Origin of the sequence: Streptomyces sp. NPDC087263 (assembly GCF_044744645.1) — a bacterium.
Lineage (GTDB): Bacteria > Actinomycetota > Actinomycetes > Streptomycetales > Streptomycetaceae > Streptomyces.
On sequence record NZ_JBIUYT010000005.1, the window covers coordinates 126,431 to 141,878 of the forward strand.

Sequence of the window (15,448 nt, forward strand, 5' to 3'; positions counted from 1 at the left end):
TGCTGTGGTGGTTCGGGCGGTCAGAGAGCCGCCTGCTGGACCACCACCCGGGGCGCGGGCACCGGGAGTTGCTCGTCGTCGCCGTCCAGCGCCCGGCCCTTTGTCTCCGGAGCCGCGACCGCCATCCATACGACGGCCCCCAGCACGGCGAGTGCCAGCACCGCGAACGTCACCGGGAGCCCCAGCGCCGGCCACATCACCGAGCCGAACAGCAGCGGCGCGAAGCCGGTGAGGGCCCGGCTGACCGACGAGGCCCAGCCGAAGCCGCTGGCCCGCAGCGCAGTGGGGTACAGCTCGGAGACGTACGCGTACAGGGCGGGGATGGTGAGCTGCATCAGGAAGCCGAACACGGCGATCGCCACGACCGACCCCGTCGGCATCTTCATCACCAGCGCGAACACCACCAGCGCCAGCGCCCCGACCGGCGCCGAGACGCCGATGAGCCACTTACGGCCGACGATGTCGACGAGCGCGGTGGAGACCACGACGCCGACGACGCCGACACCGCTCATCACGGTGGTGCTCATGAAGGCGGCCGTGTCTCCGAGGCCCTCCTCCTTGAGGATGGACGGCATCCAGCTCAGCGCCGCGTAGTAGACGAGCATGATCGTGGCGAACAGCAACCAGGCCGCCGAGGTGATCCGCGGGCTGAACTTCCAGACCCGGCGCAGCTGTTCGGCCGCGGCGGCCACTGCGCGCACGCCGGTCTCGGCAACGGGTTCGGGGATGGTGTACGGCACGACCGGCGCGCCGGTGCGGGCGACGAGGTCGTCGATGACCTGCCGGGCCTCGGCCTCCCGGCCCTTGCTCGTCAGATAGATCGGCGACTCGGGGATGCCGCGGCGCACCCAGAACAGTAGGAGCGCGGGCAGCACCATCGTGGCGAGCATCCACCGCCAGTTCCCGTCGAGGGAGAGCATCGCCGTCGACACGAGCCCGCACAGCGTCACGCCGATCGGCCACCACAGGTCGAGCGCGGTCAGCACCCGGCCCCGGTACTTGCGCGGGGAGAACTCGCCGACCAGCGCGTAGTCGACGGGGATGCAGCCGCCGAGGCCCACACCGGCGAGGAAGCGCAGCGCGAGGAAGACGGGATACGTCGGTGCGAGCGCGCCGAGCGCCGAGAACAGGGCGAAGATCAGCAAGGTGACGCTGAAGGCCCGCTTGCGTCCGATCCGGTCCGCGACCGAACCCCAGGCGACGGCGCCCACGGCCATGCCGACGAGGTTGGCGGTGGCGACGAGTCCGCGCCCGCCCAGCGAGAGGTCGAAGTGCGCACCCAACAGCGGCATGAGGAAGCCGTTCAGTGCGATGTCGTATGCGTCGAAGAGGTAGCCGAGGCCACCGATGACGAAGATCTTTCCCTGGACCGGCCATTTCCAGGGGAGTTCCTGAACTATCTGATCGCCTGTCTTCACGTTCGCTCCACGGTGTCGCGACGGGGACGGAGTACGGCGGTTGCGGGTGCCGGGAACCGGAGGGTGAGGCGGGGGCCTCAGCGCGCGAAGCGGTAGGAGAACGCGCCGAGATCGGGGTCATTGAGCGGAGTGCCGCTCCACAGCCAGTCGTAGGAGAGGTCGGACTCACCGTCGAATCCGCGCCTGAGCCTCTCGTCCCTGGCCTGCTGCTCGGGGCCGTCGGGAAAGTGGTAGAAGGTCTTGTTCTCCAGCGAAGCATCCTGGACCATTCCGGCATGCTTGGCACGCCGGTCGACATAGCGGCGCAGCGCCCCTTCGATGCCGTCGGCCGTGACCCCGCCCAGTTCCTCGGCGAGGACGGCGGCGTCCTCCATGGCCTGCGAGGCGCCCTGTGCCTGGTAGGGCAGCATCGCGTGGCAGGCGTCGCCGAGGAGGGCGACACGGCCGTCCATCCACACCGGGTCGCGCCGCCGGTGGTAGAGGGCGAAGACGGAAACGTCCTCCTTCGCCTTGGACAGCATCGCCGGTACGCGGTCGTCCCAGCCGGGAAAGGCGTCGACGAGATCCTGTGCCGTCGCGGGGACGGACCACTTCTCACGCACCTCGTCCGTGCACGGCACGCACGCCACGACGTTGAGGTACTCGCCGCCGCGGATCATGTAGTGCACGAGGTGCCGGTCGGGGCCGTACCAGATGGTGCTCTGGTAGCGGTCCACGAGCCAGCGCGTCGCCGGGTCTGCGGCGATCAGGTCGCCGGGGATCAGCGCCCGGTAGGCCATCTCGCCGGAGAACAGCAGGGTGTCGGGCGCGCCCATCAGATCGCGTACCTGCGAGCGGACTCCGTCGGCGCCGATGAGCACGTCACAGGCGTAGCGCCGTCCGTCGTCGGTGACCGCGACGGGGCGTTCCGGGGCCGTGCGGTCCAGCTCGACGACCTTGCTCGCGGTGTGCACCTCCACGACGGGGCCAGGACCCGCCGGGTCGAGGCACGCGTCCAGCAGGACGCGGTGCAGGTCGGCCCGGTGGTAGTGCCAGTAGGGGGCGTTGAACTCGTCCTTGCAGCGCTGCCCCAGTGATGTCAGAGCGACGATGCTGCCGTCCTTCCAGCGGCGCCGCACCTGGTCGAGCGGCTCCGTGTGGATGGCCTCCATCTGCCGGCGCAGCCCGAGGCCCATCAGGATCCGGCTGGCGTTCGGTGCGGTCTGGATGCCCGCGCCGACCTCGCCGAGCTGCGAGGCCTGCTCGAGGACGGTGACGCGCAGGCCGCGCTGCCGCAGCGCCAGGGCTGCGGTCAGCCCGCCGAGTCCTCCCCCGACGACGGTGACTTCGTACGACTGGCTGGACGCCACTCTTCCTCCAACGCATCGGCGTGTACGGGTGGTTCGTGCGCGAAGCGGTGAGCTCAGCGGTCGGGAAGCTGAGCCCTCTGCGAGCTCAGCGGTCGGTGAGCTTCCCGTCGGTGACGACCTCGGTGCCGTCGACCGAGACGGTGCATCCGCGCATGGCGATGTCGAGGTGGGCGTACGATTCGCGGCCCAGTACCGGGTGGGGGCCGGTCGACCACAGGAAGTTGCCGGCGAAGGCGCGGGCGTCCATGCCCATCAGGTCGCCCTTGCCGTACATCGCCGTGGCGAACCAGTCAGCCGTGCGCATCAGGCCCCAGCCCATGTGGGAGAGGCTGCGTGCCCACTGGTCCTGCGCGTCCTCGAAGAACGTCGACAGCAGCGCGGCGTCGGCGCCGCCCGACACCTTCTCGATGTGCCCGCCGACGATCTCCAGCGTGACCCGGTCGCGGACGTACTCCTTGAAGGGCAGCAGGATGTCGCCCTCCGCCAGCACGATCTGTCCGTCGGAGATCTCCGGCCAGCACATCACCATGGTGCTGGGCCAGTGGTCCCAGCGGCCCGGATCGTCGGCGAACCCGCACTGGAACTCCGGCTTGGCGCCCGCGAGTTGAACCGTGAGGTCGGTGCCGGCGTCGGAGGTGACCCGCATGACGGAGGACCGCTTCAGCAGGTCGACGCCCTCTTGGACCTCGGCCTTGTCGCCCTCCTTGGGGAGGTTGCGGATGAGCACGTCCGGAGCGTCACAGACGAAGATGATGCGGGTGCCCGCGCGCAGGATCTCCTGCTGGACCGGCGCGTGGATGAAGCCCTCACGGGTCAGGTCGACGACCAGGTCCGCGGACTTCAGCAGGTCCTGTGCGGCGGTGTCGTTGAGGACGGACACCAGGCCCGGACCGGCCCCGGTGTGGGTGCTCGGCATCGGAGCCGGGCTGCCACCGGGCACGGTCGCGGCGATGACATGTGCGCCGCACGCCTTGGCCGCGCCGAACGCGGCCTCCACGTAGTCACCGCGGCTGCCGGGCTCGGAGAGCACGACGACATGCTCACCGCTGCGGACCTTGCACAGCCGCAACTCACGGATGAACGCATCGAGCAGATCAACAGACGAAAGATCGAACACGGGTTCCTCCAAGGACTCGCTCGTGGGTACCGGACACGGCCTCCGCATCAACGCGGGTAGGCCGCGGCCACGCTCGGGACACGTCGACACCGGGAGGGATGAGGGAGTGGAGACAGGGCGGACCCACCCCGCCGTACGGGCATCGAGCAACGGATTCGGGACGGTGGGGGGCCGCCCGACAGAGATAATCCGAACACGTACGATCCCGCTTGGCAAGGGGCTTCGATCCGAGTTAACACGGAGGTGAAGTGCCACGGAGGGGCCCGCGAGCCGCATGCACACAGGTCTGAACTGGTCTTTTGTGCGTTCATCGCCCTTGGGGCGCGTGCCGCGTCACGAAAGAATGTGTCGCCAGGACGACCCGGGGCGGCTCGGCACCAGTGCGTCCGGCCCTGCGGCCTTGCCGGACCAGGCAAGGAGACCAACCCCGCACCGACGAGGACCTGACAGCCAAGGGCGCGCACCGTCCCGCGCTACCGGGCGGAGCGCAACGGCTGCCTGCGCGCGTCGAAGCGGCCAGGTCTGCGCAGTGGTGAGCCGGCCACAACGCCAGAGCCGCGCCCCTGCGAGTATCCGTGCGCCCCTGGCCGTACGGCGCCCGCTCTACGCGCGCGAACTCAGTCTGGCGGCCAGATCGGCCAGCGCGGTCTCGCCCCGGAGAAGTGTCGTCGGGTCGGCCAGCCGGTCCGGCAGGTGAAGAACAGCGGCGATGTGCGCATCGGAGTCGTCGGCACCGACTCGTATCCCGAGCTGAACGATTCCGTAGGAATCAGTCAGCCGCACGACGCGCGCGCCGTCCTGGTCCACGGCCGTGATCGTGGTCAGCGCGTCCTGGATGTTCTGCGGGGTGATTCCCTGGTGGTCGGCGTATCGATCCACCAATTCACGAGCCGTCCTTTCGGACACACTCCGCAGTACGGCCGCTGCGCCGGCGCTGTCGGCCATCGGCCTGGACTGCCCGGGGCGCGGCGTCAACGCGAGGGGGTGCTGTCCCATCCGGACGTCCACGCACAGCGCCTGGAGCCCGACGACGCGCACGAACGAAACCGTGTGACTGTCGAAATACGCGATCTGTCCGAGAACCCGCAGGGCGCGCTCGACCAGTGTGGGGTCCTCCGGAGTGCCGGCGGTCGCTGCGGCGAGACGGATCCCGAGTCGCAGATTTCCGTTGATCGCCCGGCGCAGCAGATTCTCGACTTCCAGTGCCTCGACGAGGTCGCCGATCGAACTCTTCGCCATGGTCAGCTCGGCGGCCAGCGCGGCCGGTGTCGTGGCCACGTTGTGGCCCACCGCGTCGAGGACATCGACGGCCCGGTGCACAGCGGGTGTGCGGCGCGGTTGCTCTATCCCCATGTCTCGTAGTCCTTCGCGTTGTTGCGGTCGAGTATCTGCGGCGGCAGGAACACCGCTCGCTGAACTCGCCCCGAACCGGACCGCAGGGCCACACCGAGCTCCAGCGCCACACTGAGCAGGCGCTGCGGATCCTGGGCGGCCGATCCGATGAGCGGCCCACCGGCCAGGATCTGCTCGACCGCCTGCCGAGCCCCGTCAACTGCGACGATCGGTACCGGTTTTCCCTCTTCTGCCAGAACCTTCGCGATACCCAGGCCGATCTGGTCGTTCGCCGCGAAGATGCCGTCGATGGCTTCCCCCGACTTCAGGATCTCCCGTGCCGCCGACTCGCCGGATTCCTCGTTCAGCGCGCCGGGTGCGCCGATCACGGTCCTCATGTTCGGATACTCAGCCATCGCGCCGAGGAATCCGGAGATTCTGTCGGCATTGGCGGTGATCGCGATTCCGTCGACGAGAGCCACAGTTCCCTTGCCGCCCAGCACCCGGGCGAGCAGACCGGCGGCGAGAGCACCCGCTTTGGTGTTGTCGGTCGCGACGACCGCGTCGGCACCCGATGTCGAACTGCCGACGGCCACGACGGCGATGTGCGCGGCTTTCGCCTTGCTCAACACGTCCACCAGCCCGTCGGACGCGACCGGCTCCACGAGAATCAGATCGACGCCCGCGTCGACGAAGTCCGCGATGTCGTCGATCTGATTCGCCGTCGACCGGTTCGCACAGCGAATGTCCACCTGGATGCCCCGAGCTCTGGCTTCCTCTGCGAGACGACGGCACTCGGCGAGGAAGAACGGCTCGTTCTCCGGATAGGTGAACCCCACGCGACGGACGGTCTGGCTCTGCGTCCGCGCCATCGAGGCCAACTCGTACAGTCGCGGCCCGAACGCGTAGGTGCCGTCGATGCCCCGGGTGAGCAGTCGCTCCTCCGTGAGCGCGCGGCAGATGCCGAGCACGCTGCTCTTCGGCGCTCCGGTCAGCGCGGTGAGCTCGGCGAGGCCGCACGGCCGGTCGGCGGCGGACAGCGCATCGAGTACGAGCGCTGTGCGGGAGACCGCGGGTACGCGGTGCTTCTTCTGCGACGGCGTCATCCGTTCCCCTCCGGCCAAGGTGTTGACGTCACCGAAACCCTGACTTAATGTGCGTTCACCATCTCGGGTGAGAGTACGACATATGAAACGCTCGCGCAAGCGGATGCCGGCGGCGGCGTGACACGAACCCGGGCCGGAGACGAGATCACAACCGCCTGCCCCACCAGATGCGGGTCATCGCACGCACAAGGGAGTGGATCGATGGTCACCTTCACCGACAGAAGGACACGAGGCGCACTGGCCGCAGTCGTGGGCGCGGCGCTCTGTATGACAGCGGCATGCACGAAGCAGGGTTCGAACAGCTCCGGCGCCTCCAGCGCCTCCAGCGCTTCGACGTCGTCGGTCACCGTGGCCTTCGTCCCCAAGTTGCAGGCCGCGTACTACGACGCCATGGACACCGGCGCCGAGGCCGCGGCCAAGGCCCTCGGTTTCAAGTGGGTCGTCAACGCACCTTCCACCGCGGACCCCGCCGCTCAGGCCGGCATCGTCCAGTCGCTGATCCAGCAGAAGGTGGACGTCATCGCCGTCGCTCCCGACGATCCCGACTCACTGGCCCCGGTGCTGGCACAGGCGAAGGCCGCGGGCATCAAGGTCATCACGTCCGACAGCGACGCCCCGAACTCCGTGCGGTCGGTCTTCGTGAACCAGGGCACGGCACAGGCCATCGGCGAGGCCCTGGTCGACCAGATGGTGAAGGCGATGGGAGACACGGGCGAATACGCCATCGTCTCCTGCGGCCAGACCGCCGCGAATCTGAACGCCTGGATCGCCGTCCAGAAGTCGTACGCCGCCAAGAAGTACCCCGGACTCAAGCTCGACAGCGTCGTCTACGCCAGCGAGGACCAGGCACAGGCCGTGACGATGGCCAAGTCGCTGATGGCCGCGCATCCCCACATCAAGGGCCTGGTGGGCGAGTGCACCACCTCGGCGCCGGGCGTGGCCCAGGCAGTGCAGGAGACCGGAAAGATCGGCAAGGTCTTCACGGTCGGCGTCGGCACACCGAAGAGCATGCAGCCGTTCCTGAACGACGGGTCCTCCAGCGCCTCGGTCCTCTGGGACGTCCAGGCCCTCGGATACCTCACCGCCTGGACCGGATACGAGCTCGCGACCGGCAAGACCCTGCAGCCGGTGAACCACGTCTCCGACAGTCTCCCTGCGGTCAAGGAAGGCGTCATGGAAGGCGTGCCGACCGTACTGCTCGGCCCTCCGCTCATCCTCACCAAGGCCAACGTCGGACAGTACGACTACTAAGGACGCCTCGATGACCTCCACCCACCACGAGGCCGCCCGGGACTCCACATCCGAGCGAGCACTTCTGAGGCTCTCCGGTATTCAGAAGGCATACGGCGGCGTGCGCGCTCTGCGGGGTGTCGACTTCGAAGTCCGCAGCGGTGAAGTACACGCGCTCGTCGGCGAGAACGGCGCCGGCAAATCCACTCTCATCCGCATCGTCTCCGGCGCCGAGACACCGGATGCCGGCAGCATCGAACTGGGCGACACACCACTGGGCAGGGGCAGCACCTCGGCGGCGCTGGATGTCGGCATCGCGACGGTGTACCAGGAGCCCCAGCTGTTCGCCGAACTCACCGTGGTCGAGAACGTGTACATCGGTCGCGAGCTGCGCACTCGGGGAAGGGTCGACTGGAGACGACAGCGCGCCGAGGCCGAGGCCGCCTTCCAGCTCCTCGGCATGGATCCACGCATCGCGGACGTCAGGGCCGGAGACCTGCGGGTGGCCGAGCAGCAGCTCGTATCGATCGCCAAGGCGCTCATCCGCAAGCCCCGCATACTGATCCTCGACGAGCCCTCGGCCATCCTCGTCGACCACGACATCGATCTGCTGTTCAAGGCCATCCGGGCCAGTCGCCGTGACGGTGTGGGCGTCATCTACATCAGCCACCGGCTCGACGAGATCAAGCGCATCGCCGACCGCGTCACAGTGCTGCGTGACGGCGAGGTCGTCGCGACGCGCGATGTCCCGACGACGACGATCCGCGAAATCGCCCAGCTGATGGTCGGCAAGCAGGTCGTCACGAGCGACCGACGGCGCGAGGCCGCATCCGGCGAGGCGGTGCTCAAGGTTGCCGGTCTCGGGTACCGCTCCGCGTTCCGCGATGTCACCTTCGATGTGTCGGCAGGTGAGATCGTCGCTGTCTACGGCCTGGTGGGCTCCGGGAACGACGAACTGGCCCAGAGCCTGTTCGGCATCCTGCCGCCGACCGCCGGCACGGTCACGGTGGACGGCCGCAGGACTCCGCTGCACAGTCCGCGTGACGCACAGAACGCCGGCGTCGGGCTCGTCCCGGCGAACCGGAAACTGCAAGGAGTCTTCGGTGACAAGAGCATCGCCTTCAACCTCGGCCTGTCCAGCCTGGATCAGCTGAGTCGCTTCACCTGGGTGAAGCGACGCGGCGAGCGTCGACTCGCCGAGACGTACATGGCGCGGCTCGCGGTGAAAGCGCCGGACTCCGCGACACCCATCGCCTCCCTGTCCGGCGGCAACCAGCAGAAGGTCGTGATCGGCAGGCAGTTGGCGACACACCCCCGGGTGCTCGTCCTACAGGAACCCACCCAGGGCGTCGACGTCGGCGCCAAGGCCGAGATCCATCGGCGTGTGTTCGACCTCGCCGCCACCGGCAGCGCCATCGTCGTCTCCTCGACCGACCTGGAAGAGGCACTGACGCTGGCGGACCGCCTGATCGTCATGCGGAACAGGACCGTGGCCGCGTCCTTCGAACGGGGCACACCGGGTGTGGACGTCCTGGCCGCCGCTGCCGGAGATCTCGACGGCGGCGCGACGGACGAAGTGGAGGAGGTGTCGTGACCGCGTTGAGTACGCCGCGGACAGTCGGCGCACAGCGGTGGCGGACCGCGTTCGCCGCCGTCGAGGGACCTGAACTCGTGCTCCTCGGCGTGATCGCGTTGCTCTGGGTGGGTCTCGCTCTCGGAACGGACACCTTCCTGAGCGGAGTCAACGTTCAGAACATCCTGTCGTCGGTTGCCCCGGTCGCTCTGATCGGGATCGGAATGACGGCCGTGATCGTCACCGGCGGAATCGACGTCTCGGTCGGCAGCGCTGTTGCCGTGGTGATGGTGGTGGTCGGCAAGGCCATCACCACGCAGCACGTCGGCATCGGAACAGCCTTGCTCATAGCCGTGGTTGTCGGCGGTCTGCTGGGCGCTTTCAACGGTGCGGTCATCGCGCTGACCGGCATCCATCCCATCGTGATGACCTTCGCCACGCTGAACCTCTTCCGCTTCCTGTCGCTGGAGATCTTCGGGCCGGGAAATCTCGACGGCGTCCCCGACACGTTGCGGCTCCTCGGCGGTGGCGGCAGTGGGCGACTGCTCGGGGTGCCGAACTCCTGGTGGTTGAGCATGCTGATCAGCGCGGCCGTGTGGGTCTACATGCGCCACCGGCCTTCGGGCCGGCACTGGTACGCGATCGGCGGTGACGCCAAAGCCGCACGCCTGGCCGGCATCCGCGTCAGGCGCCGGGTGGTCGCCGCCTACGTCCTGGTCGGCGTGATGGCCGGCCTGGCCGGATGCGTATTGATCGGCAGTGGCGGCACCGTGCAGCAGAACAGCGGCACAGGGCTGGAGCTGAAGGTGATCGCGGCGGTGGTGATCGGTGGCACCAGCATCCTCGGCGGTCGCGGGACCGTTCTCGGCACGCTGCTGGGTGCCCTGCTCGTAGGCACCGTGACCAGTGCTGTCACGATCCTCAACTGGCCCTCGCAACTGGCCAACCTGTTCGTCGGGATCTTCATCGTGCTCGCCGTGGGGACGGACGTTCTGCGGGAGCGTCGCAGGAGGGCACTATGACCATCGACGAAGCCCCATCCGAAACAGTCGACATCGATCCCGTGCCCCCGGCCAAGGGCAGGGCCCACCGCTCCGCGGCGTTGCGGTGGCTGCTCACCGACCGGATCGCGCTGCTGATCGTTCTGCTGGTGGTACTGCTGGTCTGGTTCCACTTCCTCAGCGTCGGTGACTATCTGCTCGCTCCGTTCAGCGCGAACTACCTGGCCGGCTATCTCGCCTACTTCGTGCCGATATTCATGCTCGCCGTGGGCGAAGCCTTCGTCATCATCGGAGGCCGGGGCGGCATCGATCTCTCCGTCGGCGGGACCGTGAGCCTGGTCAGCATCGTCTTCGGCTACGAATACGCCTTCTGGCACTGGCCGTTGTGGCTGGCGATCCTCGCGGCGATGGCCGGTGGCGCGGTGCTGGGCGCGGTCAACGGCCTGCTCATCGGCGTCCTTCGCATACCCGCGCTGATCGCGACGCTGGCGACGAGCTACGCGTACAGCGCGCTGGCGCTCACCATTCACCACAGCGCGCCGATCGCCACGACCGAAATCCAGGATCTGACGTCGTTGACCCGGAGCGTCTCCCTGCCGCTGATCGGCGGTCTAGTGCCCGACATTCCACTACAGGTGCTCACTTTCTTCCTGCCCACTGCGGTGGTCGCGTGGTTTGTGCTGCACCGCTCCACCTACGGCCGCCGGCTCTACGCACTGGGCACGAACGAGACGGCCGCCCGGTTCGCGGCGATCTCGGTCGGACGCGTGCGGTTCACCGCATACGTGCTGTCGGGAACGATCGCGGGACTGGTGGCGGTGGTGACCGTTGCTCAGTTCGCCTCGGCAACCACCGATGCCGGCACCTCGGGCGCGGGCATGACGCTTCCCGCCATCACGGTCGCCGTTCTGGGCGGCGTCGCCATATCGGGCGGCGTCGGTCGCGTCGGCGGGGTGGCACTCGGGGCGCTGCTGGTGACCTGGCTCAACGCGGGAATTCTGCTGCTGTTCAACAACGAACAGTCAAGCAAGCTGCAACTGTTCGCCCTCGGTGCCCTGTTGCTGCTCGCCGCACTGCTGAACGTCTTCATCAGCCGCTTCGCGCGGTGGATCCGCTCATGAGACCGGTGCACTGAGCCGCGGCCGAAGCAGCAGACGACCGACGCCGCGGTCCGCTCCGGGTCCAGCGGGCCGGCCTGTATCCGGTCCCCTGCACCCGCCGCTCCACTCGCACCTGTCCGGACAACTTTGGAGAGAACAACGATGTCCATACTCGACACCTTTTCCCTGGCAGGGAAACGTGCTCTGGTCACCGGCGGAAATCGCGGCCTCGGGCTGGCGTTCGTCCGGGGGCTGGCCGAAGCAGGCGCCGATGTCGCCTTCGTGGCGCGGGATGCGCAACGCAACGCGTCCGCCGTCGGCGCACTGGCCGCCGCCGGCGTGCAGGCGCAGGCCTTCGAAGTCGACCTCGTCTCGGACGACGGCCCCACACAAGCCGTGGCGGGAGCCGTGGAACGCCTGGGTGGACTCGACATCCTGGTCAACAATGCCGGTATCGCCGTTCACCGCCCCGCGCTGGAAATCCCCGACGCGGAGTGGGACTTCGTCCTTGATGTCAATCTGCGCGCGCTGTGGCGTATGTGCCGGGCGGCCGGCGCGCACATGAAGGACACCGGTGGCGGCAGCATCGTGAACATCGGATCGATCAGCTCGCTCATCGTGAACCGGCCGCAGTGGCAGCCTTCCTACAACGCGTCGAAGGCGGCCGTCCATCAGCTGACCAAGTCTCTGGCAGCTGAGTGGGCCGAGTACAACATCCGGGTCAACGCACTCGCCCCCGGATACGTCAAAACGGAGATGGCCGCGGTCGACGAGCCGCAATTCCGGCAGCACTGGATCGAGGACGCGCCGATGAAGAGGTACGCGCTTCCGGAGGAGATCGCGCCGAGCGTCGTCTACCTGGCCTCGGACGCCTCGTCGTTCATGACCGGGTCGGTTGTGGTCATCGACGGCGGCTATGTCCTGCACTGAACGGGAGCCGAGGACGATGAAGATCGCACAGGTGAACTCCGCATCGCTGGCCGATATCGACGAACGGGTCGCGACACCGACGTACGACCGCTCCCAAGTAGCCGTGGGCATTGCTCACTTCGGTGTCGGCGGATTCCACCGTTCACACCAGGCGATGTACCTCGATCGCCTGCTCAACAAGGGCGAGGGATTCGACTGGGGCATCTGCGGCATCGGCCTGATGCCTTCCGACCAGGTGATGTCCGAGGTCCTGTCGCGACAGGACAACCTCTACACCCTCGTCACCCGAGCGACGAACGGGCAGCGGGAAGCACGGGTGATCGGATCGATCGTGCGCTGCCTCTACGCCCCCGACGAACCGGACGAGGTGCTGGATGTCCTGGTCGACGAGCGCACCCGCATCGTCTCGCTCACCATCACCGAGGGCGGCTACAACCTCGACCCTGTCACCGGCCTGTTCGACCCCACCGCTCCTGACGTCGCCCGGGATCTCGGTCGCGAGCCCGGCCACGCACCGCGCACCGTGTTCGGCTACGTCATCGAGGCGCTGCGCCTCCGCTGGGAAGCGGGACGTCCGCCATTCACGATCATGTCGTGCGACAACATCCAGTCCAACGGAGACGTCGCCCGAACCGCGTTCTCGGCGTTCGCCGCCCTCGTCGACGCCGAGTTGGGAGAGCGGGTCCGAAGCGAGGTCGCCTTCCCCAGCTCGATGGTCGACCGCATCACGCCGATCACCACCCCGGGCGACATCGCGGAACTCACCGAGGTCTACGGCATCGACGATGCCTGGCCAGTGGTCTGTGAGCCCTTCGCACAATGGGTGCTGGAGGACGTGTTCCCGTCCGGCCGGCCCCCGTGGGAAGCCGCCGGCGTTCAGCTCACCGACGACGTCGAACCCTACGAGCTGATGAAGTTGCGCCTCCTGAACGCCGGCCACCAGGCCATCGCCTACGCCGGGCGCCTGGCAGGCCACACCTTTGTGCACGAAGCTGCCCGCGACCCCGCACTTGCCGAATTCCTCCTCGGTTACATGACCCACGAAGGCGCTCCCACCCTCAGGCCCGTTCCCGGAATCGAACTCGACGCCTACATCCACAGCCTCCTCGAACGCTTCGCCAACCCCTCCATCCGCGACACCATCGCCCGCCTGTGCGCCTTCACCTCCGACCGCATTCCGAAGTTCCTGCTGCCCGTCATCAACGACAACCTCGCCCATGGACGCGAATTCGGCAGGTCCGCGGCGGTCGTGGCTTGCTGGGCGCGCTACGCCGAAGCCATCGATGAGCACGGTGATCCCATCGACGTACAGGACGCCCTGCGCGACGAGCTGATCGCCCGCGCCCGTCAGCAACGTGACAACCCGCTCGCCTTCATCGAGAACGAGTCGCTCTTCGGTCCGCTGGCCGGCAATCGGGACTTCGCCGAGAGATACCGGTCGACGCTGGAGTCACTCCACACGGTGGGAACGCGTCGAACGATCCAGGACCTCAACGCCTCACTGGCGTCGGACAGTGCTGACGCCGGGAGCTGACCGTTGTAGCACCGTTCCGCACGTGGATGCCCGCACGGCCGGGTGAGACCGGCCATGCGGGCACCGAAGGTGCACTCGACCTACCGGGTGACCGTCGAACTGGCCTACAGGACAACGGACTTGGCCCGCCAGAGGGCGGTCACCACGCCCCGCTCGCGTCAGACGGTGGACAGGTCGATCGCCCGATCGACGTCCTGCGGTTGCAGCACGCGCAGGATGCCTTCCAGCAGGTAGTAGTCGGCGTAGGGGAGCGAGACCTCGATCCCGTCCTCGGCCGGCCGGTTGCGGGTGCAGCGGGCCACGACCGCCTCGGCGCGGGAGGACTTGTCCGTCAGGCAGGTCTGCGCCAGGGCGGTGAGGATCCGCAGTGCGACCGTGCGGTACTCCTGCCTGCCCGTCGCGGCGGCCAGGTCGAGCAGACCGCATGCCATGATCGCGCCGGCCGAGGCGTCCTTGATGTCGTGGGGGTGCTGCGGCGCGAGGTAGTCCCACACGGGAACGTGGTCCGGGGTGAGCGCCCCTATGGCGAAGTCGGCGAGCTTGCGTGCGGTGGCCAGGAACTGGCGGTTCCCCGTGCGGCGGTAGATCGTGGTGAACCCGTAGATGCCCCAGGCCTGTCCGCGCGACCAGCACGAGGTGGGGCTGTAGCCCTGCACGGTGCCGGGGCCGACCGGCGCGCCGGTGGCCGGGTCGAAGTCGAACACGTGCGGGGTCGATCCGTCCGGTCGCGGGAACACCTGCTGAGCGGTCTTCGCGTGCTCCACCGCGATGTCGAGGTAGGTGCCGTCACCGGTCTGCTCGCCGGCGAACGCCAGGAGGTCGAGGTTCATCATCGTGTCCATGATGACCCGGCCCGCGTTGTTCGGATCGTTCAGTGCGCCCCAGGCCCGGATGAAGCGCCCACGCGGGTTGTACCGCTGGACCAGCGAATCGGCCGCCTTCAGGGCGCCGGTCCGCCAGGTGTCGTCGCCCGTCAGACGCCATGCGGTCACCCACGACGGAGAGAACAGGAAACCGAGATCGTGGGTGGTGGTGTCGTACTGACGGGGAGCGAGCTTCCTCGCCGAGTCGATTGCCAGGGTGCGGAACTGGTCGTCATCGCTGTAGAGCCACGCCATCCACAGCGTTCCCGGCCAGAATCCGCCGATCCAGTCACCGTTCTGGGAGTAGGTCCACTTCTCGAATTTCGTCCCGACGGGAAAGCCGCTCACCCCTGGTGCGACGGCACGGATCTTGTCCACGGCGTAGTCGGCCGCCTCGCGCAAGGTGCGCACGGTTGCCGCCGGTACCGGACCGGTTGCCGCCTGTGCGGTCTGCGGTGCGGAAGCGTATGCCGCCGTAGCACCGGCTGCCGTAGCCAGCACCGTTCGCCGGGAAATACTCACAGTCGCCTGCCTCTCCAACTGGACAACGTTGTAGGGAAGTTGAAGGAGTTTTGCACGGCAACCACCCGGACGTACACCCACATGACATCGGTTCGCATATGTGAACTTCGGGGTGTCGATGCCGCCTCACAGGGCCGCTACCGCGGATAACAGAAATCCAGCCGATTGAGCTTCTTCCCACAGCCGCCCACCCCACCTTGACCGTCGACATCCGGCGCAAGTTGAATCCCTTCGACGGCCGCGATCGCGCCTGTTCAAAGGACTGGCGCACCGTGGGCAGCCACGAGTTCGACGCGCCTCTCTCCCCCCACCCCATGAGTCCGCTGCTGAACGCATCGGACGGCAGTCGCCGGAGCCTGGCGCCCGACCCCCC

Annotated in this window: 12 protein-coding genes; 6 read left to right on the plus strand and 6 right to left on the minus strand. The window is 67.9% G+C overall.

The annotated features are described in order from the left end of the window. Nucleotides 1-20 precede the first annotated feature (20 nt). From ACIPC1_RS17710 to ACIPC1_RS17730, 5 genes are all read right to left on the minus strand, one after another. Nucleotides 21-1,418 carry an MFS transporter gene (locus ACIPC1_RS17710; RefSeq protein ID WP_402517892.1) on the minus strand — a complete coding sequence of 466 codons (1,398 nt, stop codon included), beginning with the start codon at nt 1,416-1,418 and terminating at the stop codon, nt 21-23. Nucleotides 1,419-1,495: 77 nt separating this feature from the next. Continuing rightward, nucleotides 1,496-2,767, minus strand: a complete 1,272-nt coding sequence (locus tag ACIPC1_RS17715; RefSeq protein ID WP_402517893.1) for an FAD-dependent monooxygenase — start codon at nt 2,765-2,767, stop codon at nt 1,496-1,498. 85 nt (nt 2,768-2,852) lie between these two features. Beyond that, the gene (locus ACIPC1_RS17720; RefSeq protein ID WP_402517896.1) at nt 2,853-3,884 is read right to left on the minus strand and encodes a hypothetical protein; all 1,032 of its coding nucleotides are present in this window, start codon (nt 3,882-3,884) and stop codon (nt 2,853-2,855) included. 603 nt (nt 3,885-4,487) lie between these two features. Continuing rightward, a complete protein-coding gene (locus ACIPC1_RS17725) occupies nt 4,488-5,237 on the minus strand; it encodes a hypothetical protein (protein WP_402517898.1) in 750 nt (249 codons plus the stop codon). After that, on the minus strand, nt 5,228-6,322 hold the full coding sequence (locus tag ACIPC1_RS17730; protein WP_402517901.1) for a substrate-binding domain-containing protein: 1,095 nt from the start codon (nt 6,320-6,322) through the stop codon (nt 5,228-5,230). The genes ACIPC1_RS17725 and ACIPC1_RS17730 overlap by 10 nt, the downstream gene beginning before the upstream one ends. A 201-nt stretch (nt 6,323-6,523) precedes the next feature. Between ACIPC1_RS17730 and ACIPC1_RS17735 the strand changes: the two genes are divergently transcribed. The 6 genes from ACIPC1_RS17735 to ACIPC1_RS17760 all read left to right on the plus strand — a co-directional run bounded on the left by ACIPC1_RS17735 (nt 6,524) and on the right by ACIPC1_RS17760 (nt 13,690). After that, entirely contained in the window at nt 6,524-7,573 is a 1,050-nt protein-coding gene (locus tag ACIPC1_RS17735; RefSeq protein ID WP_402517903.1) for an autoinducer 2 ABC transporter substrate-binding protein, read from the plus strand. Nucleotides 7,574-7,583: 10 nt separating this feature from the next. After that, nucleotides 7,584-9,146, plus strand: a complete 1,563-nt coding sequence (locus tag ACIPC1_RS17740) for a sugar ABC transporter ATP-binding protein (RefSeq protein ID WP_402517905.1) — start codon at nt 7,584-7,586, stop codon at nt 9,144-9,146. Further along, complete coding sequence (locus ACIPC1_RS17745) at nt 9,143-10,147, plus strand: ABC transporter permease (RefSeq protein ID WP_402517908.1); 1,005 nt, start codon at nt 9,143-9,145, stop codon at nt 10,145-10,147. The genes ACIPC1_RS17740 and ACIPC1_RS17745 overlap by 4 nt, the downstream gene beginning before the upstream one ends. Then, nucleotides 10,144-11,247, plus strand: a complete 1,104-nt coding sequence (locus ACIPC1_RS17750) for an ABC transporter permease (RefSeq protein ID WP_402517911.1) — start codon at nt 10,144-10,146, stop codon at nt 11,245-11,247. Before ACIPC1_RS17745 ends, ACIPC1_RS17750 begins: the two co-directional genes overlap by 4 nt. 141 nt (nt 11,248-11,388) lie before the next feature. Next, on the plus strand, nt 11,389-12,156 hold the full coding sequence (locus tag ACIPC1_RS17755; protein WP_402517913.1) for an SDR family NAD(P)-dependent oxidoreductase: 768 nt from the start codon (nt 11,389-11,391) through the stop codon (nt 12,154-12,156). A gap of 16 nt (nt 12,157-12,172) precedes the next feature. Next, nucleotides 12,173-13,690 (plus strand): mannitol dehydrogenase family protein, encoded by a 1,518-nt coding sequence (locus ACIPC1_RS17760; RefSeq protein ID WP_402517915.1) that lies wholly within the window; start codon nt 12,173-12,175, stop codon nt 13,688-13,690. A gap of 158 nt (nt 13,691-13,848) precedes the next feature. Here ACIPC1_RS17760 and ACIPC1_RS17765 read toward each other — a convergent pair whose 3' ends face one another. Continuing rightward, entirely contained in the window at nt 13,849-15,075 is a 1,227-nt protein-coding gene (locus ACIPC1_RS17765) for a glycoside hydrolase family 88 protein (protein WP_402517918.1), read from the minus strand. Nucleotides 15,076-15,448: the final 373 nt, after the last annotated feature.